This is a genomic window from Staphylococcus sp. FSL W8-0305 (assembly GCF_037966415.1).
Taxonomy (GTDB): Bacteria; Bacillota; Bacilli; order Staphylococcales; family Staphylococcaceae; genus Staphylococcus; species Staphylococcus aureus.
This window is the reverse complement of sequence record NZ_CP150198.1, coordinates 567,328-593,430: the sequence shown is the minus strand read 5'-3', so window position 1 is coordinate 593,430 and position 26,103 is coordinate 567,328. Positions and strand designations below refer to the sequence as shown.

1 pseudogene is annotated in these 26,103 nt (G+C 36.0%); it reads right to left on the bottom strand.

What is annotated here, in order from left to right:
* Positions 1-42: 42 nt before the first annotated feature.
* Positions 43-25,765, bottom strand: a pseudogene (gene ebh / locus NST10_RS02995) (hyperosmolarity resistance protein Ebh).
* Positions 25,766-26,103 lie beyond the last annotated feature (338 nt).

The following is a 26,103-nucleotide window of genomic DNA, read 5'->3' as shown; positions in this document are numbered from 1 at the left end:
TATATTTTCAATCGGTGCTCCTCTTTTTATCGAAGAAACAAATTATTTTTTATTTTTTTTAGATTTCTTTTTCTTCTTTTTAGCTGCTACCTTTTTAGAAGGTTTTTTTGATGCCGACTTTTTCCCTTTGGATTGGTTATCTTTTTGATTTTTCTTTTTAGCCAATAATAAAGGAACGTCTTCATCTTTAGATTCAATACTAGTTGTTGTTTCAACATTTCCATCTTTATCTTTGAGTCGTTTTGCGATTAAGACCGGTGAATGTTCGTTATCTTGCAACACTTTTTCATCTGTGTTTTCATTTGTAACTTCCACATCTTCTTCATCTTCTTTTCTGCGACGTTTAGGTAAGAAGAACGGCGTATGTTTAACTTTATCGAGTGACTCGTCATTGTTTAGCGAATCTTTTTCTTCAACAATAGCATCTTCTTCATCTTCTTTTCTACGACGTTTCGCAAATAAAAGTGGTAAATGTTTAGTACCTTCTATTGAACCTTTCTTCTTGTCTTTGCTATTATCTCTAATTTCCAATTCTTCCTCTTCATCCTCTTTACGACGACGTTTCGCAATGAAGAACCAGAAGCTAGCAAGTAATCCAGAAATACCAACAACGCCAAGTGCGTTTTTGATAACATTACCAATTCGGTCACCGAAATGACGCATATGAAGTGGATCGATTTCATCATCTTGATCCAATTTCTTCTTATGTCCAATAGGCGAACTATTGAATGGATGATTTACAGTGCCATAACCAACGTGTAAATGACTATTAGATTGACCATCTGAATTTGATGAAGGTTTGCTATGATCTGATGTTACAATTTGTACTGCTAAAATTCGTGCGATACCATTATTCAATGCAGCCTCAACTTGTTGTGGCGTTTGCGCATTATTAATATCTTTGATTGTTTCAAGCACAATTTCGTTAATTCGATTCATTGCTGCTTGTCTTTCTTCAGCAGTTCCAATTGTGCTATTTCTAATGCGATCAATTTTATCTGTAGAAATATCTTTAATTTTTGAAATCGCAGCTTTTTTACGGTTTTCCAATTCTTTAGCAAATGGATTGGCCGCTTTTAGTTGCGCTTTAAATTGCTCTAATTGTTGCGCAATTTCATCGATGCTTTGCGCACGTTGAATCGCCTGAATTGATTGATCTTTTAACTGATTTAATTTAGATATAGCTTCTTGCTTCTCTTTATCAGTTAAATCCTTACTAGCATTAATTTCATCAATCATATGTTGGATAGCATCAGAAATTGATTTAATGGCATTTGATTTGGCTTGGTCAATTGTAAATTGATCTGGATTGAATTGTTCAATATGCGCCTGTTCTTGGTGTTGAACTTCTTCCACCGTATGAACATCTGCTGCGTTGTTAATTTGCTCAATAGCTTGTTGTTTAAGCTTATTAACTTCCGCAATCGCAGCTTCTTTTTGTTCAGGTGTTAATGTTGCGTGATTATTGATTTCATTAATCTTTTGTTGTGCCGCATTTTCAATTGATTCAATCGCCTGCTGTTTAACTACTGTCAATTCTTTTTCTACTACTTTCACAGGAACATTAACAATCACTTTTGATCCATCAAGCAATGTTACTTCAACTTTTGCTGTTAAACTATCAGAAATTGTTGCAGTTGACGGTGTATCAATAATTTCCGCTGTAAGTTGATCAATTAAGTTGATGTGTGCAAGAATATCTTGTTCTGTAATGATGTCATCACGATGGACAATGAGTTCGCCATTTACAAGGATTTGTTCAGGAGTTGCGTCAAAAATTTCATTTACAGCAGGTTGTGCATCAACTTCCCATACATGTGTATTTCTAATATCATCTAATCCTAAATTTAATCCTTGATTTAATTGATCTTTAGTTTGAGCATTTTCAATGTTTTCTAGTGCTCGTTTTTCAGCTTCGTCAATTTCTTTGAGCGCTTTTGCTTTTTGTTCAAGTGTTAAATCAGGGTTTGAATTGATTTGATCACGCTTCGCATTTGCTAATGCTTTAATTGCATTTTTCGCATCTTCTTTAGCTTTCACTAAATCTTTAATGTCTTGTAATGCTTGTGCAAGCTGCGCTTTGGCATGCTCAATTTCTTCTTTAGTCATCGCATTGTTAATGCCGTTATGACCTTGTTGCAAGATTTGATTTATTCGATCTTTAAGCGCTTGTTTTTCCTTATCTGTTAGATTTGGATTTCGATCAATTTCGTCAATTAATGCTTGAACTTGCTTATCAATATCTTGTTTCGCGCTTTCTTTAGCTTTCACTAAATCTTTAATGTCTTGTAACGCTTGTCCAAGTTGTGCTTTGGCTTGTTCAATTTCTTCTTTAGTCATCGCATTGTTAATGCCGTTATGACCTTGTTGCAGGATTTGATTTATTCGATCTTTAAGCGCTTGTTTTTCCTTATCTGTTAGAATTGGATTTCGATCAATTTCGTCAATTAATGCTTGAACTTGCTTATCAATATCTTGTTTCGCGCTTTCTTTAGCTTTCACTAAATCTTTAATGTCTTGTAACGCTTGTCCAAGTTGTGCTTTGGCTTGTTCAATTTCTTCTTTAGTCATCGCATTGTTAATGTCGTTATGACCTTGTTGAAGTATTTGGTTAATTCGATCTTTAAGCGCTTGTTTTTCCTTATCTGTTAGAATTGGATTTCGATCAATTTCGTCAATTAATGCTTGAACTTGAGATACATCCTGATTACTTGTTGCTTTATTAATGTTGTTGATGATGCTGTTTGCCAATTCTTCTGCTTTATTTTTCGCAATAAGCTTGTCTTGATCCGTCGCATTTGAAGCTTCGATTTCTTTTAGCTTATTAGCTAAAGCTTGATTAATAGATTGAATTGCCTTGTCTTTAGCATCTTGTAGTCGTTGATCACCATTAAGATTTTGGATTGCATCATTGACTGTTTGAATTGCGCCGTTAATATCATTCACATTTGTGTTATCACTATTTAGCAATGTATTTGCTAGACGTTTAGCATCATCGAAGTTTGTTTTAGCATTATCTTCAGCGTTTTGGTAATTGACAGTTTGCTCTGCATTTGGAATTTCATTGTCAACTAAATGTTTCAATGTTTCCATTGCATCATTTAAGTCAATTTGATTATTAACAATATCTGTTACATCTGATACAGTATCGGCATTGTTAATTGCATTATGTGCAAGATGTTGTTGCTGTTGATTTAATCCATTTAACGAATTAACAAACGCATTTGCTTTATCTTTGGCATTTGCAAGGTTTTGGTCTCCATTTAATGCATTTTGAGCATCAATAATATTTTGTTTCAATTGCTCTGCTTCAGCTTTTGCAATTGCATTACCTTGCACTTTATCTAACTCATGTGCTGCATTCGCAATTGCATTATCATAATTTGCTTTCAAATTATCATCTGCATTGATGTAATTTGTGCTGCTGATAACACCAAGGTGCTGTTCGTCAATATATTGTTGTACTGCACCCATTGCATTATCTAATTTAGTTGCTCTATTAATTGCTCGAGATGCTTTATTTAGCGTTTCAGCATTATTAATTTGTTGGATTGCTAATTGTCTTTGAGCATTGTTTAGATGTGTTAATTGATCCAATCTTTGTAATGCTTCAGACTTACGATTATTAAGTTTTTCTTCACCATTTAATGCTTTCTTTGCTGCAGTGACTGCATCATTTAATTTGATAACTTGTTCTGCAGTTAAGTTTTGACCTGTCGATTTATCAAGTGCTTGTTTCGCTTTATCAACCGCTTCATCATACACTTGTTTAACTTGTGTATCTGCATTGACATAGTTCGTGCTACCTTTCGTGCGTCCTTCATTGCCAGTGATTCCTTGTGACAATTGATCCATTACACGATTAAGTGCCTTAGCCTCATCTACAATTTGTTGGATTTGATTTAAATCGTTTGATTGATCGATGCGACCTTTAAATCCATCTTGTTGAGCATTGTTTAATGCATTCAATTGCTCTATATCATGTTTACCATTTGTTTTAGCAAGTGCTACACGTTCATCACCATTTAATGCTTGTTTTGCATTTAAAATATTTTGAAGTGCTTGATCCACTTGTTGCTTATTCGCATTTTGTTTCAATACATTTTCGGCATCAGCAATAGCTTGTTTATAAGCATTTTGCTTATCTAAATCTGCTTGTGTGTAATCTACAGTTTGCTCAACGTTAGCATGTTCATTAACTGCTTGTTGTAATTGATCCATTGATTGGTTCAATTGCGTTGCTTGATCTACTAATTCAGCGATTGGTTGAAGTTTCGTCGCTTGATCAATATTTTGTTTAGCAGTTGCAATTTGATCAGCATTTAAATGTGTTAATTGGTCAATAGTTTGTTTCGCTTGTGTTTTAGCTTCAGCGACTCTCTCATTACCATTTAACTCATTCACTTTTTCTTGAAGCTTAGTTAATGCTTGGTCTACAGCGTCTTTATTCGCATTTGAACCATTAGTTGGATCTGTAATGCTTTCTGCAGCTTGTAACGCTTGATCTACTGCTTCTTTTTTATCAGTTGACGCTTCAGTGTAATTTGGTTGAGCCTTATCTGTATTCACTTGATCAACTTTATTTTTCAATGTTTCCATCGCGTGATCAAGTTCAGTAGCAGTTTGAACATGTTGTGCAACCTCTGTTCTTGTAGGCGCTGCATTTATAGCATCAGTTAATGCTTGTTGTTGTGCATGATTTAAGTTTGGCAATGCATTTACAGTTGTTACTGCTTGTAGTTGATCACGAGCAAGTTTTTGATCACCATGTAGGTTATCTTTTGCAGTTGTTACTGCTTGTGTCAATTGTTCTACTTGTGATTTGTCGAGTGTTGGATTACCTGTTTGGTTAATTAAATCTTTTGCATTTTGAACTGCTGCTTGGTAAGCATCTTTTTGCGGTTTATCTTCATTGATAAACTTGCTACCAGATTCTGTTTGTTGTTGATCTTGAATACTATTACGTAATGCTTGCATTGCTTGATCAAGCGCTTTTGCTTCAGCTAATTTTTGCGCTACTTCATCACGAGTTGCTGCGTTGTTTATTTGGCTTTCAAGTGCTTGACGTTGCGGATTATTCAAACCATTTAATTGATTTAAATCAGTAACCGCATGTTGTTTATCGTCTGCAAGTTTTTGATCACCGTGTAGGTTATCTTTAGCTTGGTTAACAGCTTGTGTCAATTGTTCAACTTGTGCTTTATCAAGCGTTGGATTGTTAGTTTGATTAATTAAATCTTTTGCATTTTGAACTGCTGCTTGGTAAGCATCTTTTTGTGGTTTATCTTCATTGATAAACTTGCTACCCGCTTCCGTTTGCTGTTGATCTTGAATGCTATTACGTAAAGCTTCCATTGCTTGGTTAAGTGCTTCTGCTTCAGTTAATTTTTGTGCTACTTCGCCACGAGTTGCTGCATTATTGATTTGATTTTCAAGTGCTTGACGTTGTGGTGTATTCAAGTTAGACAAGTTATTTAACGTTTCTGTTGCACGTTGCTTATCTTGATCTAGTTTTTGATCACCATGTAAATTGTTTTTAGCATCAGTCACTGCCTGTGTCGCTTGATCAATGATTGATTTAGCTAATGTAGGATCAGTTGTTTTGTTAATCAAATCTTTCGCGTGTTGTACAGCTTGCGTATAAGCATCTTTTTGTGCTTGATCTTCATTAATAAATTTACTACTTGCTTCAGTTTGTGGTTGATCTTTAATACTTTCTTTTAATGCTTTCATCGCTTCATTTAATGCTTGCGCTTGTGCAATAATTTCAGCCACTTTATCACGAGTTGTTGCATTATTAATTTGATTTTCTAGTGCTTGTTGTTGTGCTGGTGTTAATTGGTCTAAATGATTTAGAGAATTTCCAGCAGTTTGCTTATCTTGCGCTAATCGTTCAACACCGTCTAATGCATTTTTAGATGATGTTACAGCTTGTGTCGCACTTGTTACATTACCTTTATTGATAGTCGGATTATTTAATCCCGCAATGATAGACTCAGCATTTTGAACTGCTTCATCATATGATTGTTTTTTATTCGGTTCTGCATTGACATATGCACTGCTCGCACGTGTTGCATCTTTGTCAGCAATACTTTGTTGTAATGCATCCATAAGTTGATCTAATGCTTGTGCTTCAGTCAAATCATGGTTAACGGCTGTTCTAGTTGTTTCACTATCAATCAACGTATCTTCCATATGTTTTTGAGCATTGTTTAAATGTGTTAATTGACTAACTGTTTGTTTCGCATGATCTTTATCATTTTGTAATTTCACATCACCATGTAATGCTGCTTTCGTTGTATTCACAGTTGTCGCTGCTTGATTAATTGCATTATTATCTAATGTTGCTGTTTGTTCATTGATAATATTATTTGCGGCTTGCACTGCTTGATCGTAGTTTTGTTGTTCTGATTGATCTTCGTTGATATATTTGCTATTTGCTTTAGTTGCTGCGTTATCTTGAATACTTTCTCTTAAGCCATGCATTGCTTGGTTAAGCGTATTCGCATTTTGTTCAATTTGATGAACTGCAGTTACTAAAGTTGCAGCAGTAACTTGGTCTTTTAATGCTGTTTTTTGAGGATCATTTAAGCTTGTTAAAGCATCAATTGCTTGCGTCGCATTTGCTTTAGCAACTTGTAAATTATGATCTCCATTTAACGCTTGAAGTGTTGTTTGAACTTTAGTAATAGCTTGTTCTACTTCTGTTTGGTTCGCATTTTGACCAGTTTGTTTGTTAATCATGGCTTCTGCTTCATTTACCGCTGTAGTATAAGCAGTTTGTTTATCAGTATCAGCATTGACGAAGTTACCAAGTTGTTCAACGGTTTGATGATCTGCAATCGCATTAATTAAGTTACCCATTGCTGTATTTAAAGATTCTGCTGTTTGTTTGTGACCATTAACTGCAGCAATATCAGATGATTGCGTAATTTGTGATTGTAACTGTTGCTTTTGCGCATTATTTAAATGATCTAATTGATCAAGTCTATTGTTCGCTTGTTGCTTAGCTGCTACAAGGTTTTCATCACCATCTAATGCAACTTTCGTGTTATTCACTTGTGTCGTTGCACGATTAACTTCATCTGGATTCATTGTAGGTGATGTTGTTTGGTTAATGATATTATTAGTAGCTGTTACTGCTTGGTTATAGTCATTTTGTCTTTGCGCAGTTGCATCATGATAATCTTCAGACGCTAATGTCGCTTGATTATCCGCAACACTATTTCTTAATAATTCCATCGCATGATCTAACGCTTGTGCTTTTTGATTAATTGTAGTGACATCTGTAACAAGTGGCGCTTGTGTAATTTGACTTTCAAATGATTGTTTTTGTGCATCATTTAAGTGTGTTAGATTCGCCAGTTGTTGTTTCGCTTGTTGCTTAGCATTCGCTAAATTATCATTACCATTTAATGCTTGTTTCGCTGCGTTCACTTCATTAGTGATGCTTTCAACTTGTGCTTGTACTTCATTAGTACCACTTTGTTTATTCAATAATGCTTCAGCTTTTGCTACTGCCTGTTTATACGCATTTTGTTTGTCAGGATCTGCATTTAAGTAATTACCGTCCGCTAATGTTTGAGCTTTATCATTAATAGCTTGTGATAATTGATCCATTGCATGATCTAGGCTCGTTGCTGTTTGTTTAACTTGGTTCACTATAGCAATTTCAGGCGATTGATCGATTTGTCCTTTTAATGCTTGTTTTTGAGCATCGTTCAAATGCGTCATTGCATTGACAGCATCTTTAGCATTTTGCTTTTCAGTTGCCAATTTAGCTTCACCGTTTAAGCCATTTTTAGCATCAGTCACTTGAGTTAATGCACGAGTAATATCATCTGGGTTAAGCATTGGATTTGTCGTTTGATTGATAATACCTTCCGCTTGAGACACTGCATTTGTATATGCTGTTTGCTTATCGGCATCAGCATCGTGATAGTTTTCACTTGCTTTGACGGTATCTTTATTTGCAATACCTTGTTTCAAGTTACTCATTGCTGTATTAACATTTTGTGCATTTTGTTTAGTTTGTTCAACTGTAGCTAACGCTTGTGCTTGATTGATTTGATTACGTAACGCATCACGTTGTGGTTGATTTAAGTCACGCAACGTATCTAGATTTGCTATTGCATCTTGTTTCGCTTGCGCTAATTTTTCATCACCGTTTAATGCATCTTTCGCTTGATTCATTGTAGTAACTGCTTGTGTTACTGCGTCAGGCGTCAATACAGGTGTTGGTGTGCCATTTGCAATTTGTTGCGCTTGGTTAGCTGCATTGTTATATGCTTGTTGTTTGTCTTGATCCGCTTGTGTAAAGTCAACTGATTGTGGTACTTGACTGTTTGCTTGAATTTGTTGTTTCAACGTACCCATTGCATTATTTAATGCATCAGCATTTTGCTTAATAGCATTAACACCTGTAACAAGTTCTGCATGTGACACTTGGTCTTTTAATGCTGTTTTTTGTGTTTGATTTAAGTTTGGTAACTGATCAATGGCAGTATTCGCATTGTCTTTAGCAACTTGTAAGTTATGGTTACCGTTTAAATCACCCTTAGCTTGAGTCACTTGTTGTAACGCTTGAGCCACTTGTTGTGGATCCACGTTTGCATTTGGTGTACCACTAATGATTTGTTCAGCATGTGCTACCGCATTGTTGTATGCATTTTGCTTATCAGTATCAGCATTGACAAAGTTACCATTTGCTTTAGTTTGGTCTTTATCTGCAATACCTTGTTTCAATTGTGTCATTGCTTGATTTAAATCTTGTGCTGTTTGCTTAATCGTGTTTACATTTGCAACAGTTTGCGCAGCATCGACTTGTTGTTTTAACGCATCTTTTTGCGCTTGATTTAAATCATTCGCATTTGTAATCACTTGTTTCGCTGCATCTTTTGCACGTTGTACATTGTCATTACCATTCAATGCTTGTTTCGCTTCGTTCACGCGTTGCATCGCTTGTTCCACTTCGGTTTGACTTGCATTGCTGCCATTTGCTTTAGATAAAATACCTTCTGCATGTGCAACCGCATTAGTATAAGCATCTTTCTTAGCTTGATCTGCATCAGTAAAGTTAATGCTATTTAATGTCTCAGTTTTATCTTGTAATGCATTACTTAAGTTAGTCATAGCATTATTCAGATTTTGAGCATTTTGCTTAACATTATTAACTGTTGCAATATCTGGTGCTTGTTCAACTTGTGTTGTTAACGCTTGTTTTTGCGCATCATTTAAATGATCTAATGTGCCAAGATTTGTCTTAGCAGCTTGTTTAGCATCAGCTAATTTTTGATTACCGTTAAGTGCTTGATTTGTATCATTCACTTTAGTTAATGCTTGTTGAATTGTATTTGGATCCATTGTTGGATTTGTTGTTTGTTTTAACAATTCTTCTGCTTTTGTTACTGCATTATCATATGCTGTTTGCTTGTCAGTATCAGCATCGTGATAGTTCTCGCTACCTTTAATTTGTGCTTTATTCGCAATACCTTGTTTCAATTGTGTCATCGCATCATTAAGCGTAGTTGCCGCTTGTTGAATAGCATTGACGTTTGGTACAAGTGTTACTTGCGTAATTTGTTTGCTGTATTCATCACGTTGCGCTTGATTCAAGTTTGGCAATTGATCAATAGCATGTTGAACATTTTGTTTCGTTGTTGCTAAGTTCGTATTACCATTTAAATCATTTTTAGCTTGTGTAACTTTATTTAACGCTGCAGTAATTTCGCTAGGTGTAACGACAACATCAGGTGTGCCGCTAATTAATGCTTCAGCTTTTGCTACTGCTTGTTTATATGCATTTTGTTTGTCAGGATCTGCATTGACAAAGTTACCATCAGCTTTTGTTTGTTCTTTATCTGCAATGCCTTGTTTTAATTGTGTCATTGCATTGTTTAACTCTTGCGCTGTTTGTTTAACATTGTTTACACCAGCTACAGTAGTTGCATTTTGAACTTGCTGTTTTAATGCGTCTTTTTGTGCTTGGTTAAGGTCATTAGAGCTATTAATTAATGCTGTTGCTTCGTCTTTCGCATGTTGAACGTTGGCATTACCATTTAATGCTTGTTTTGCAGCATTAACTTGTTGGATTGCTTGTTCAACTTCAGTTTGTGTTGCATTGCCACCATTAGCTTTTGAAATGATGTTTTCAGCATTTGTAACAGCAGTGTTATATGCTTGTTGTTTTGCTTGATCTGCATCAGTGAAGTTTACTGTTGCTTTCGTAGCATCTTTGTCAGCAATCGCTTGTTTCAAGTTACCCATCGCTGTATTTAAGTTTTGCGCATTTTGTTTAATTTGATTTGCTTCATCAACAGTATGCGCGCCATTAATTTGATCAGTAACTGCTTGTTTTTGCGCATAATTTAAGTTGTCTAATGAACCTAATGATTGTGTCGCTTGTTGTTTCGCTGCCTCTAGGTTTTCATTACCATTTAATGCATTTTTAGTTGTGCTTACTTGTCCAGCAGCTTGATTGATAACAGTCGGATCTAAAGTTGGACTTGTCGTTTGATCAATAATACCTTGTGCAGTTGTGACAGCATTATTGTACGCATCCTTTTTATTCGGACTTGAATCAGTATAATTTTGGTTTTGTTTTGTTGTCGCATTATCTGCAATACTTTGACGTAATTTGTCCATTGCTGCATCAACATTGTTTGCTTTTTGTTCATTACCTTGTGCTTCTGCAACAGTAGTCGATTGTTGTACCAATTGTTTTAATGCCTCTTTTTGTGCATTTGTTAAATGGCTTAAACCGTCAATCGCTGTATTTGCGTGTTGTTTAGCTTTTTCAAGGTTTTGAGTACCATTAAGCGCTGCTTTTGTAGTATTCACTTGATTCATAGCTGCTTCAACTTGATCTTTAGACACGTTTGTACCTGTAGATTTATTTAAAATATTTTCAGCATTACGAACCGCTTCATTGTATGCATTTTTCTTCTCTGGATCTGCATCTGCAAAGTTTTGACTGCCAAGTGTAGTGTCTTTATCATTCAAGCTATTTTTCAAGTTACCCATCGCTGTATTTAGTTCCTGAGCTGTTTGAATGGCTTGCGTTACTTCAGCAACAGTGTGCGCTTGATTGATGTTTCCAGTAACAGCACCTTTTTGTGCATTGTTTAAGTTATCTAACGTAGATAATGTTTGGTTTGCATTGTTTTTAGCATCTGTTACTTTTCTATCACCATTCAATGCTTGTTTAGTAGTTGTTACAGTTGAAAGTGCTGCTTCAACCTGTGATTGGTTCGCATTTGTACCATTTGCTTGATTAATAATATTTTCAGCAGCAGTTACCGCATTGTTGTATGCTGTTTGTTTTTCTGGATCTGCATCTGTAAAGTTAACACTTTGTTTCACTTGATCTTTGTCTTGGATTCCGTTGATTAAACGTTCCATTGCTTGATCTAATTGTTCAGCTTTAGTTTTCACTTGACTTACTGTGCTAATATTTGGTGCATTTGTCACTTGCGTATTTAAATCTTGCTTTTGAGCATTATTTAAATGACTTAATTGGTTGATGTTGGCAGTTGTTTCTTGCTTTTTATTTGCTAAGTTTTGTGCACCATTAAGCGCAGTTTTGTTAGTGTTCACTTGATTAGCTGCTTGTGTTACTGCAGATGGATCAAGTGTCGGCTGACTCGTTGCATTAATGATATTTTCAGCACTTGTAACAGCTGTGTTGTATGCATTTTGTTTATCTCTATCTGCATCAACATATGGTTGACTCGCTTTTACTTCATCTTTATTCGCAATACTATTTCGAAGTTGATTCATTGCATTATCAAGATTTGTCGCGTTGTCTTTCACACTTTGAACGCCAGTTACTTGTGTCGCATTATCAATTTGAACAGTAATACTTTGTTTTTGTGCATCAGATAAATGTGTCATTTGACGTAATGCATCTTTAGCCTGTTGCTTCGCAGTTGCTAAGTTTGTATCACCGTTTAAACCTGTTTCAGCATTATTGACACGTTGTGTTGCTGCTGTAACATCTGCTGCATTTGTAATCACATTAGGTGAACCATTTACAATGTTTTTCGCAGCATTATATGCATCAGTATAAGCACCTTGCTTATCAGGACTCGCGTTAGTGTAATTACCACCAGCTACAATTGTGTCATGATCAGCAATTGCTTGTTTTAATTGATCCATCGCATTATTAAGTGATGTAGCACTATTTTTCAGATCAGTTACACCTGATACACGTTGCGCAGCATTCACTTGTTGTTTTAATGCTGTTTTTTGTGGTGTATTCAAATGTGTCAAGTTATCGATAGCTTGCGTAGCTTCAGTTTTAGCACGTTGTAAGTTTGCGTCACCGTTCAAAGCATTTTCAGTAGACGTTACACTTTGAATTGCTTGTTCAACAGCTTGCTTATCTTTATTCGCACCGTGATCTTTATTTAAGTATGATTCTGCTTGTGTGATGGCATTATCAAATGCTGTTTTGTTAGTTGGATCTGCGTCGATGTAATTTTCGCTCGCTTTAGTTTGATCTTTATTTGCGATTGCTGATTGTAATCGTTGCATTGCACCATCTAAGTCTTGTGCTTTCGTTTTAACACCATTTACACCGTTGACTGTTGTTGCGCCTTCGATTTGTGATGTTAAATCTTGTTTTTGTGCATTATTTAAGTGTGTTAATGTGCCTAAGTTTGCTTTCGCATCTGATTTTGCTTGTCTTACATTTGCGTCACCGTTTAAAGCATTCTTAGCAGTCGTTACTTGATTTAATGCAGCTTCAACTTGTGCTTTCGTCATATTTTGACCGTGTGCTTTATCTAAAATACCTTGAGCATTCGTAACAGCATTTGTGTAAGCATCTTTCTTACCTTGGTCAGCATCTGTAAAGTTCACTTGTTGTTTAACAGTGTTTTGGTCATTAATACCATTTTGAAGTTGACCCATTGCTGTATTTAACTCATTAGCAGTATTTTGTGCAGCAGTTACGCCTGCTACTGTCGTTGCATTGTCAATTTGACTAGTTGCTGCAGTTGATTGCGCATTATTCAAGTTACTATATGAAGCTAATGCACGTTTCGCAGTTTCTTTAGCTTGAGCAACTTTATTATCACCATTCAAGTCATTTTTAGCTTGATTCAATTGGTTAAGCGCTGCTTGAACTTGTGTTTCATTCGCGTTGCTGCCATTAGCATTAGTAATTGCTTCTGCTTGTGTAACCGCAGTATCATACGCTTGTTGTTTAGGTTGATCCGCATCTGTGTAATTGACACTACGTTTCGTATTATCCTTTTCAGCAAGTGCATGTTTCAAATTACCCATCGCTGTATTTAACGATGTTGCTTTATTTTTAGCCGCTGTGACAGCTGCAAGATTTGGTGCTTGATCCACTTCAGCATTTGCCGCAGTTCGTTGTGCATTGTTCAAGTCTGTTAAACGACCGATGTCTGATTTCGCAGTTTGTTTTGCTGCTGCTAATTTTTCATCACCGTTCAATGCAGACTTCGCACTGTTCACTTGGCTCGCTTTTTGATTAATCGTATCTGGATTCATTTCAGGGTTATTCGTTGCACTAATAATACCTTCAGCATTAGTTACCGCATCATTGTATGCATTTTGTAAATCTGTATTCGCATCATGATAATCTTCGCTCGCTTTAGTCGCATCTTTAGAAGCAATGCTTTGTCTCAATTGATTCATTGCTTCATTTAAAGTACCGGCATTAGCTTGAATACCTTGAACACCTGCAACAGTCGTACCGCGTTCGATTTGCGATGTTAAGTTTGCTTTTTGAGCATCAGTTAAATGTGACATTGTCGCTAATTGTTGTTTAGCTGTGTTCTTCGCTTGATTTAATCGCGCGTCACCATTTAATGCATGTTTCGCACTATTAACATTATTAAGTGCTTGTTCGACTGCAGTTTTCGCTGTATTCGGTCCAGTTTGTTTATTTAAAATTGTTTCGGCATTTGATACAGCTTGATTGTAAGCATTACGTTTTTGCTCATCAGCATCTAGGAAGTTTTGGCTCGCTAATGTTCCTGACTTATCGTTGATAGCCGTTTGTAAGTTACCCATAGCACCATCTAAACTATTCGCACTTTGCTTAACAGATTCAACACCAGCTAAGTTTGTAGCTTGTGAAATTTGATTTGTTAAATCATTGCGTTGTGTTGTAGTGATATGCGTTAAAGTACCTAGATGTTGTTTCGCTGCGTTTTGAGCTGCAATTAATTTGGCATCACCATTCAATGCATTTTTCGCAGTTTTCACACGTTGCAATGCTGCTTCAACTGCATTTTGCGCAGTGTTTGGACCATGTTGTTTATTTAAAATCGCTTTAGCTGCAGTAATAGCATTATCATACTCTTGTTGTTTATTTGTGTCAGCATCACGATATTTCTCAGATGATTTCACTTGAGATTCGTTGTTAATACCATTTTGCAAGCTAGCCATAGCTTGGTCTAGATGTTGCGCATTTTGTTTTACAGTATCAAGACTACTCACTCTTGTCGCACTACTAATTTGACTAATCAAATTGTTCTTTTGAGCATCAGTAATACTTGTCAATGTGTTTAAGTATGTTTTTGCATTTAGTTTTGCCGTAGCTAAGTTTTCATCACCGTTAAGTGCCGTTTTAGAACTATTCACTTGCTCTGCTTTTTGTGTAATCGTACTTGGATTCATTTCTGGATTACTATTCGCATTAATAATCGTTTCGGCAGCAGCTACTGCGTTGTTATATGCTGTTTGCTTATCATTATTAGCATCTACGTAATCTTCACTTGCTTTAGTCGCATCTTTGTTGGCAATACTTTGTCTTAACGTATTCATCGCTTGATCTAATGTATTCGCATTTGATTGAGCCGTATGAACACCAGCGACAGTAGTACCACTATTAATTTGATTTGTTAAATGCGTTTTTTGAGCAGTTGTTAAATGCGTCATATTATTTAACTGCTGTTTCGCTGTTTGCTTTGCTTGATCTAATAAACGCGTACCATCTAAGTTATTTTTAGCCGAATTCACTTGATTCATCGCTTCTGTAACTTGATCCTTCGTTTTATTTTGACCATTTGATTTGTTTAAAATATCTTTCGCTGCTTGTACCGCATTTGTGTATGCTGTTTTCTTACTTGGTGTCGCATCTTGATAATTTTGACTATTTAATGTCGTTTGTTCATCATTGATTGCACCTTGCAAGTTACCCATCGCTGTATTTAAATCTGTACCTTGTTGTTTAACAGTATTTACACCAGCAATATTTGATGCAGCATTAATTTTAGATTTAACATCTGCTTTTTGAGCATTATTTAAATGTGGTAATGCATCAATTGCACTTGCAGCATCTGTTTTAGATTGTGCTAATTTTTCATCACCATTTAATGCATTTTTATTAGTAGTAACAGCTGAAGTTGCACTGTTAACATCATTAACAGACATCGTTGGATTTGTTGTTTGATTAATGATTGTTTCAGCACTTGAAACGGCGCTATTATATGCATTTTGTTTAGCTGTATCTGCATCCGCATAATCTTCTGTACGTTTCACTTGCTCTTTATCTGCAACAGCTTGTCTTAAGTTACCCATTGCACTATTTAAGTTAGTTGCATTTTGCTTAATCGTATTAACTGTCTCGATTTGATGCGCACCATTAATTTGCGATTGTAAGTTTTGACGTTGTGCATTATTCAAGTTATTTAATTGACCTAATGCTGTGTTCGCTTCTTGCTTCGCAGCATTTAACTTAGCTTCACCATTCAATGCCTGTTCTTTACTTGTGACATTTGATAAAGCATTGTTAACATCACTTGGTGTTATAACTGGATGTTGTGCATTACCATTAATAATGTCATTCGCATGGTTGTATGCATTGTTGTAATCATTTTTCTTATTAGTATCTGCGTTGACATAATTATCACTTTGTACGACTTGGTTATGATTAGCAACGCCACGTTTTAAACCTGTCATAGCAGTATTTAAGCTTTGAGTCGTTTGTTTAATATCATTTACTGCTTGTACATTTTGTGCATTATTTACTTGTTGTGTTAATGCATTCTTTTGTGTTTGGTTTAAATCACTTGCATGCGTAATCGCATTTGTTGCTTCTGTTTTCGCACGTTGTAAGTTTTGTTGACCATCTAAAGCGCCTTTTGTAGATTTCACTGTTTCTGCTTTTTGGTTCACTGTATTAACATCCATCGTTGGATTAGTCGTTTCTCCAATGACACCTTTAGCTGCATTAACTGCATTGTCATACGCTTGTTTATTAGCCGTTGTTGCGTCAGTGTAATTTTGACCTGATTTAATCGAATTATTATCCGCAACACTGTCTTTTAATTTTGTCATCGCATTATTTAAAGCTGTAATGTTAGACTTGATCGTTTCAAGTGCAGCATGATTTGGTGCAGCATTAATTTGTTGCGTGAAATTATTTTGTTGTGCTTGGTTTAAGTTAGATGCACCATGTAATGTTGTAAACGCTGGTTGTCTATCTAATGTTAAACCTTGACGTGCTGTATTTAATTGATCCTTAGCTTGGTTTGCCTCTGCCACTTTATCATTGATATTTTGGACCGTTGGGTTGCCATTCAACACTTGATTAATTTCAGTTAACTTTTGACGCGCTGCTTGTAATTTTTGGTTGTACGCATTTAACGAAGCGGTCGTCATACCTGTTGTATCCGTTGGTTGATTAATGCTTTGTTCTAATTGCGTTTTCGCAGTTTGAAGCGGTGCTTTATCTGGTGTTAAAGCTTGACGCGCATGATCCAAATCAGATTTCGCTTGATTTGCTGCAGACGTATTTGTATTAATTTGATCTACAGTAGGTGAACCAGCTAATACTTGATTGATTTGTTGAATCTTATTACGTGCAGCTGTTAACTTCGCATTGTATGCATTAATAGAATCTTGCGTCATACCAGTTGTACTTGTTTGCGTATCAATACTTTGTTGTAGTTGATTTTTCGCATTTTCTAAAGGCGCCTTATCTACTGTTAAGCCATTGCGTGCTTGATCAAGTGCTGTTTTAGTAGCATTCGCTGCTGTCACGTTTTGTCGAATTGTTGCAACATCTGGATGCGATGCTAGTACGCGATCAATTTCTTGAATTTTAGTTCTAGCTGCTGAAAGTTTGTCATTAAATGCAGCAACTGATGCACTTGTCATACCTGTCGTGCTCGTTGGTTGATCAATATCATTTTGCAACTGAGTTTTCGCAGCTTGTAATGGTGCCAAGTCTGGTGTTAATCCGGCAATAGCTTGTTTTAAGCCATTATATTTTTCTTCTACTTTAGTTTTTTTTTGCGGCAATTTGTTGGTCTGTTGCGTCACCATTGTTAATAACATTTTGTGCATTTGTTGATTCTGTTTGACCCGCACGTTTAGCATTTTCATATGCTTGGATTGATGATTGTGTCATACCATCAGTAGTTACTGATTTATTGATTTCTTCATCAAGTTTCGTTTTAGCAGTTCTTAAAGCACTATTATCAGCTAAAGGTACTAATTGATTAATAGCTAGCGTTAATCGGTCATTTACACGATTTACATTCGTTAATGCTGTTTGTACCTCTTGCACTGATCTAATTGGCTTCTGAATAATAGCGTTGGCACTATTTTTAGCACTTGTTAAGTCACTTTGAAGTGCACGAATCGAATTATTGTATGCAGTGATACTTGCTGGTTTCTTACCTGTCGTTGTACCTGTACGATTCAATTGATGTACTGCTTGCTCTAATTCATGTGTATCTGCTGTTAAATTTTGTTTCGCTTGGTTTAATGCTGTTAATGCGTTATCGACACGATGTTTTTCATCTGAAATTTGTTGTGCTGTTGCGTCACCATTATCAATGACACGTTGAGCTGCTGTAATTTCAGATTCTGCTTCACGTTTCTTCGCATTATAGTTATCAATACTTTGTTGCGTCATACCAGTAGTTGATGGTACTTGGTTCACAGAACTTTGTAAGTTATTTTTAGATGTTACTAATTGGCTATTATCTTCTTTATTTTGAAGTAATGCTTTAGCTTCATTTATCTTAGTTTGTGCAGCTTGAACTTTAGATAATGCTGCGTTCACTTGTTGTGGTGTTGCACGCTCATCATTAATCACTTGTTGCGCTTCTGTTTTCGCAGTATTGATTTGTTGTTGCGCATTATGAATTGCATTATTGTACTGCGTAATTGTACCTGGCTTTTTACCATCTGTACTCACTGGATCATCTAAATGATTTTTAGCTGTGATTAACTCACGTTTATCCGCTTTTGTGAAAATGGACTCTTGTACTTCTTCAGTACTGCTATCATTGTAAGTTACTGTCACAGGGATCGTCGTTGTACTACCACCAGCTAAATTAGTAGGCATTGCTGTGCCATTTTTAATCGTTGCAGTACGTTTATTAGCAACTTGAACTGCATTGTTAATTTCAGCTGCTGTTACATTTGAACCATAATCTTTTACAATTTCAGTTGTGTTGACAGTATGTGCTGCCGGTTCAGTTAATGTACTTGGATTACTGCTTGCTGAGTGACCAGTACCTGCTTTCGGTGTAATGGTGATTGCTGAATTTGGCTTAATAGTATTGGCATTGAACGTCACTTTACCAGTATGTGCATCTAGCGTTACATAGTCAGGTTTATTGGCGATTGTCCATTGATTATTTTGACCACGAACAGCATTAAGTGTCTTACTATGTTCTGCACCATTACCCACTTTTTCAGTGTAAGCAATATCCATTGCTTGAGTTGGATTAATTAAATGTCCAGACGGGTTATTAGGCGTGATATCAACATGACCATTTTGCCAAATCTTAGTAGTCGCTTGGTTCGGTTGAGGTGCGACAACTGTGAAATCATCACTACGTTGTTCGTCACTGATTGTTTCACCACTACCTTGTGTTGCAACAGCTTGAATTGTATCAGCAGGATTGAAAGTACCAGCTGCAACAGTAATACCATTATTCGTTCCAGCAATACCTGCTACATTTGCTGCAGATGCTTCTTTCACCCATGGACTCGTATTATTATGACGAGTAAATGTCGTCACAACATTACCATTACGTTTAATAACTAATTTATCAGCGTATGTCGTTACGTTACCGGCATGTGTATTCACTGTTTGGTTTGCTCCAGGTGCAATCGTAATTACTCCTGCTGCCGTTTCTGTAACAGTTGGTTTCGCTGGTTGAACATCTTTTACTACAAACTTCGCTGGTAGAGATGTTGCAAATGTATGTCCATTATAGATGACATCATATTTTGCATTAATGACTTGTGCAGTATTTGGTTTATTCATTGCTGCCCAGTTTGCATCGTTTGTACCTGTTGCTGCATTATTCCATTTATACGTAAATCCATCTGTTGGTAAACCAGTAGCATTTTGTATATGTGCATATCCTGATGCTTGCGTACCACTTGCTAAAGTGCCACCAACTGTTGTTGTATAAGAAGTTTGAGGGAATTCAAATTGATATACATTCACAGTAACAGGTACACGTTTTGCAGCTGAAATACCTGGATATGTTACATCGACATTTAAATGTTGAACGCCTGCTTGTTGGTTATTTGGTTGTTGTCTATTTGCCCATGCTGCAGTGATACCATTTGTGTTTGTATTTGGATCAAATGTAATGTAGTTTATCGCATCCGTTCCATTAGTCAAATTTTGACCTTTAACATCACGAGATGGCGCTTTGGCATTAGCAACTGGATAAACTTTGACAGGTACTTCTACATTACGTGTCCCTTGACCATTTGGTAATGTTACAACCGCAGTTTTATGAGTGTTTCCGACTGTATTCTTCCATGTATCTGGATTATCATGCCATGCAACCGTTGCCCCATGTGGTGGATTTTGAATAAATCGTTCTACATGACCGAAATCAAAACCGTCGCCACCTTTAATAAATACAGCGCCTTCAGTAGTCGCTTGTAATTGAGGTGTCACATGTACAGAAGCACTGTCATTTGAATCAACAGATTCATTTCTTGTTACATCTATAGCTCGTCCATGTTCGTCTTGTGTCGTATAAGTTACATTATTCATTGAAATCGAAGATCTTGCTTTAATTTCACCATTTGGTAACGCATCACTTACAGTAACTACTGCAGTATTTCCACTACCATAAGTCGTGTTAGTAATTGTTAATGGTGTATTATCTGCTTTAAATAATTTAATAGAAGAACTACTTAAAACATTATTAATCTTGATTTGTTGGTTAGTTAAGCCTGCTTTGTATGTCACAGAGTTTCCGTCAATTCTCGGTGGATCAGGCTTAACTTTAGATAAAATCTTGATAATTTGTGTTTGGTGATTATCATAAGTAACTCGGATATCCCTTGTTGAAATACCTACTACATCTTTACTTGGTCCATATGAATTTGTAAATTGGAAATTCATATGTTGCGCATTTGTCGACCAAGAATTATTTACTGGCTTAACATATTGTTTCGCATCATACATATCTGAAACACCTGGGTATAAGACACCTCTGGCTGTTTCAAAGACTTGCTTTGGTACAGTTCTTACCACTTTATATGTTGCTGTTTTCGTAATTGGGGTTGTTTCACCATCAATTAAGATATGTGCAGTTACATTGATATCTTGACCTATAGTTGTGTTATTTTTGTTTGGCGCTTGACCACTTACCCATGTTATCGTCGCATCTGGAATGGCACTACCATTCGATAATTTAAAGTAATCAGATGCACTTGCTCCATTACCTGTTGGGAAGTCTTGCCCTTGTACAGTGTAATGCGAATGTGCAACGATTTCTGGAATAACATGCTTTACAGGTACTGTCACTGTTGATGTTGTTCCATCTTGATAAGTAACAGTTACAGTTACTTGTGCGTTATTTCCTGTACGACTCACATTACTCACTGTTTTACTAGTGATTTCATTTGCACTTGCTGTTGCATAGTTTCTATTTGGTGCATTGCTTGTAAACGTTAATGAATTAATAATTGCTGTTTGATCAGCTTGCGATACTGTCGCATTATTCGAAATATTGGCAATTCTCACTGGATTAGCAGCCGTTGATGATGTTCCAACTCGATATTTATCACGTAAAGGTTTAATTGTGACATTGAATGACGTTGTTGCAGTATTACCGCTTGTATCAGTTGCAACCAAATTAATTGTTTTATTTGTAGTAGATGTCACATTTGGTGCTGTTGCTGAAACATGTTGATGATTATTATCAACAGTGCCTGTCAATTGTGATGTCGTTGGTACTGTTACAGATTGCACACCAAAATTATCATTCGCTGTAATCGTATTGGTAAATGTTTCACCAGAGAATACTTGATGATTTGTGTAATTACCTACTGAAATCGTTGGATTTACTAGATCACTAGGTACAAAATAAATGTTAATTGCTTCATTCGTATTGTCCGTATTTTGATTTAAATGTTCAACATATTGTTTTGGTCCATATGGCGATAAGTATAACTGCGCTTTATAAACTGCATCAGCTGCATTATGCGTAGAATTATTTTTTACTACATGATCTATTGTAAATGCACCCGCACCATTAGCTGCTGATTCATTAACACTAACGACAGTCGAGTTACTGTGGTTCGCACGGACATTTGAATTTGTAACAGGTTGCCCACCAAATCCATTTGAAGGATTAATAATATCCATTATTTGAATGACTTGACCATTCAACGTAAATTGTCGTTGACCATCAGATGTTGGATTTGATTGTGAATAACCAGTTGTTTTATAGTTTGGTCTACCACCAGCTTCTGCTTGTGCTTTTTCATTACCAGCAATGTTATTACGTAATCCAGGCACCGTTGTTGTCGCTTTTAACAAAGTTAAAATATCATTCGTCGTAATTTGCGTACCTAATGTTGCATCATAGCGATAAATTAATGATTTATGATCATCAGACCATGATAAACCACCATCAGTCGGTCTATTTGCAATTTTTGCGTTTGTCCATGTCACTGTATAATCTTGAGGGAAGTTAACCCAACGTAAGAAGTTCATATTATTAAGATTTGATGTGAACGATTTCGTTAATCGACCTTTATTTATATTGACAGTAATGGTACTCGCATTAGAACCATTCGGTGTATTTGTTACTGAAATATCTCCTTCTGCAAATGAAATCGCATCTCTATTGGCATTGATAAATGCTTGTTTCACTTTTGAAATTTCATCAGTAGTTATATCATATGTTGACATACGATATACACGTTGATCACCTTCTGGTTGTTTCACATCAATGATTTTCAAAGTGATATAGAAATCTTCAGTGTCTTTATGATACGCATTTGTAGCAACTATATGATATAGCTGTGTGCCAGCGTTCATTTGACTAACTTCTTGCGCAGTTGGAATCGTTCTATCCGATGTAATGTTTGTAAATGAACTGCTTGGAATCGCTTGTCCATTACTTAAAGTGAAATATTGTTTGATATCTCCAATATTAAAAGATTGCCCTTTAGCAATTGTAACCGTTGCCGTTTTAGCAGCATTAGCAGTTTGATATTCAGGCTTAACAACTGGTTCGTATGTCATCACGTTTGTCGCATCAAGCGTAGTTGATGACCCATCACGATATTGCAATGTGACATTACCATGATTATCTACTGTAACTGGATTTGATGAAGCTAAATAACCTCTTATATTTTGGTTTTTATTCATAAACGCAGTAGTAATACGTTGCTTTTCATCACCAGTTAAAGCAGTCGGATTTACAACGACAACTTTTTCAGAATTTCCTAAGACAATTGGATGCGCATCATCACTAATTTTACCTACATGCACTGTCACATGTTTAGACTGACTATCATTCGTCGTATTATTGACATTGTCGGTTGCTGACACTTTGAATGTAATATCACTATTATAGGCCTGATTCATAGAGACTCTACCTGAAATAGCTAATGAGCCGTTTTTCTTGTCGGATTTAGTTAAATTTGATGTCCAACCACTTGGCAATGTCGTAATAGTTGTACTTTTTAATCCAGAATGTCTATCTGAAACCCCCATAGTAAAGCTAACTTCATCGCCACGATAATATTTCGCATTTAATCCAACTGGGTTATTAATTGTCGGTGGAATATCATCAGGTAAAATAGTTACTGCATTACTCATATTTGAGGCAACTACATTATTGTAAAATATTAACGCCCTAATTTGATTACCTACCGGAGGTATAAATACTACATAATCTTCTGGTCGTATCGTTATCGTTGAATGAACCCCATCAGGTGTACCCGTCGCAATTTTTGTATAACCTGATGGTATTTGATCTGCCTCAGAACCACCATCTCTTGTTTGAGACGTAGGTATAACTAAATATACTAATGCAGATGGATCCAATGGAATATCCGTAACGGTTACAGGTACCTTTTGTAATGCTGTACCTCTTAATTCTTCTGCTGTTGTAGTAATTCTAGGCGTATGTGGCTTAACACGAATCTCGAATAATTGTTCTTTACGTCCAAATCGTATTGTTCCAAAGTAATCGCCTGGTAATAAATTACCAACCAGTTCAATATTACGTTCTCTAGCATTATTAGTTCTATTTGTTGAATTCTCAATGTGTAATGTACGTGGAATACCTGTAATTTGCCAATCTTTATCTGTAAAGTTTTCATTACTTGTTAAATTAATACGTAACGGTTGTATAGATGTTACACTACCACCTAAGTTTACTGAAGCATTCCCTTGATTACCTGCATATACATAGAAAACCGGATGTCCAGCTTGTTTTGAAGCAGGTTTATCAGCAATATTTTGACCGTCATCATTTTTAAAGAATTTAATGTTATGTTGAATTTCAGGTAATACTGTTAAGTTAACAGGCACTAAAGTTTCACCGTTACCAAAAGCATCAGGATAGTCGAAACCAATCATTAATCGTATTGGGCTGCCAGTTCTAGCTGCCTGTTGCAATTTATCATCAGTAAATAATTGACTTAATTGATATTCATTTAATGGATTGACTCCACCCGGTCTAAAAGCGTTAGTGTTTGCACTAGTTGGATAAAAACCTAATACTTTATTACTTGGTGTCTTAACATAACTTAATGGATCATCCATAAAGTCATCTATATTTAGGTTCGTACTTTCTAATACCTTTTTTGTTTGTACATTTCCTTGACTCACTTCTACTCGTTTAGTTGTACCTATACGATAAGTACGATTAACCACTTGTCTTAAACCATTAAGACGTTGTTGATAGTCTTGTGTTGATTCGACATATAACTGACTATACATAAATAATTGATTGTATTCTAAAGCACGCCCACCTGCTGCATAGTACAGCTTATCAATTGTTGGACCTTGCGTTTTAAATGAAATCGTATAACTTGCATCACCTTTACCAATAAATGTATAAACTTTTGGTACACCAGGTGATTCTGTCGGCCTTTCACCATTAATATATTCGAATGTTTGTCTACCAAAAGCTTTTGTAGCAGGTGTTGCTCCAGCTTCACTAAAATAGTCACTTGCACGTGCTAAATCCTTTAAGCTATTAATATGGACAGTTGGCCAATCATAAATCACCTGCCCACTCCTATTTCTAATTTTGTAGTCCCACGAACGTGAGTCGTTTACCCCATATGGCCACATTTCTGGAAGTGGTTTGTTCGCACCGGCTCCTGCACCGTTACTCCATTGTACATTTGTGCCGTCTGCATTCACTGTTACAAACTCCGTTCGACCAACTGGAGTTTGTCCGGCCGGTAGTGCAAACCAGTAGATCATATTTTCATGTGGTGCATGACCTTTGTTAAACTTAATCACCCATTGATAACCGTCTCCAGTTTGCTTTGCTGTAATAAGTGCGATTTCTTTTGCGTCTGATGCTTTTAACGTATTCCATGGCGTAGTAGGTAAATTATATGGTGCCCTCTTACTAGAAGCATTAATATATGTACCTACAGGATACCCAGAACCATCATTAGCATTTTCAACGTAATATGATGAGTTTGCGTTTTGATAGTCTGATACTGATCTTGGTTCTGCAGCTCTTGATTCAATCGAACGCGTTTGAATTCTACTTGAGCGTCGACTTGTTTGTTGACGTTGAGGCATTGTACGAATTAAAGCAACAGCTTGTTCTAATTCTTTGTATGCAAGTTGCAAGTCTTTATTGTTTATTGGATCATTACTACCTAATAACGTATTGATCTTGTCAAAAATGCCTTTTACATAGTTAAATGTCCCAGAATCTGCATTTTCGCGGTCAATAAAGCGATAATCATGGTAATTAGCATCAAAAAATGCTTGTAATTCATTACGATCGTGTTGTACGTTACCACTATCTGATGAATCTGAAGCTGTGACTACATTTGCTTCATGACTTTCTACATGTGTCGCTTTATTGTCGTTTTCCTTTTTGTTAGCAGCGCGACTTTCGCTTTGTTCATGCTTACTTGCCGCTTTAGCCGATTGTGTTGGCGTAGCAGCTGCCGTATCTTTCTTTGCTTGCTCATTTTGAGATACTGGTTGGTCATGTTCTGTTGTAGATGATTGTACTGCACTAGCATCTACATGGTTTGTTTGATTATTATTTGGTTGTTCATTTTCAATAGGCGCAGATAATGATTGACCATTTTGTGAATTTTGAACTTCTACTTCTCGATTCTCAGTCTGCGTATCACCATTTTGTTGTTTCTGTTTTAATGCACTAGCTGGTTGATTTGTCTCAGCAGCTTGTGCTTGTGATGTGTTTAATCCTAGAAATACTAACGTCGCAATGACCGTCGAGAATGTTCCAACGGTATACTTACGAATACTAAACTTTTGAATTTTATCACGATAATTCACAGCTATTGTTCACTCCTTATCTTGTTGTTATGTCTCTGTTGTGTTGTGAATGTATTTACATTTGATTTCATGTGTATTGTAATGCTCATTCCATTCTCATTTAAAAATTTAAAACAATGACGATTCAATACAATTTCGCAATCTATCTAAAAAGTATTGAAATACATTACAACTATGTGTTGAACAATTTATTTATGCTCCAGAATATAATAACACAAAATATATTGGTAGGTAAATTGAATTTGTGACAATTTATAATAATTATAAATAAAGTAGTGTAAAAGGGTAATAAAAAACCGACCTTATGTAGAATCATTTATAATGATTACACATAAGAA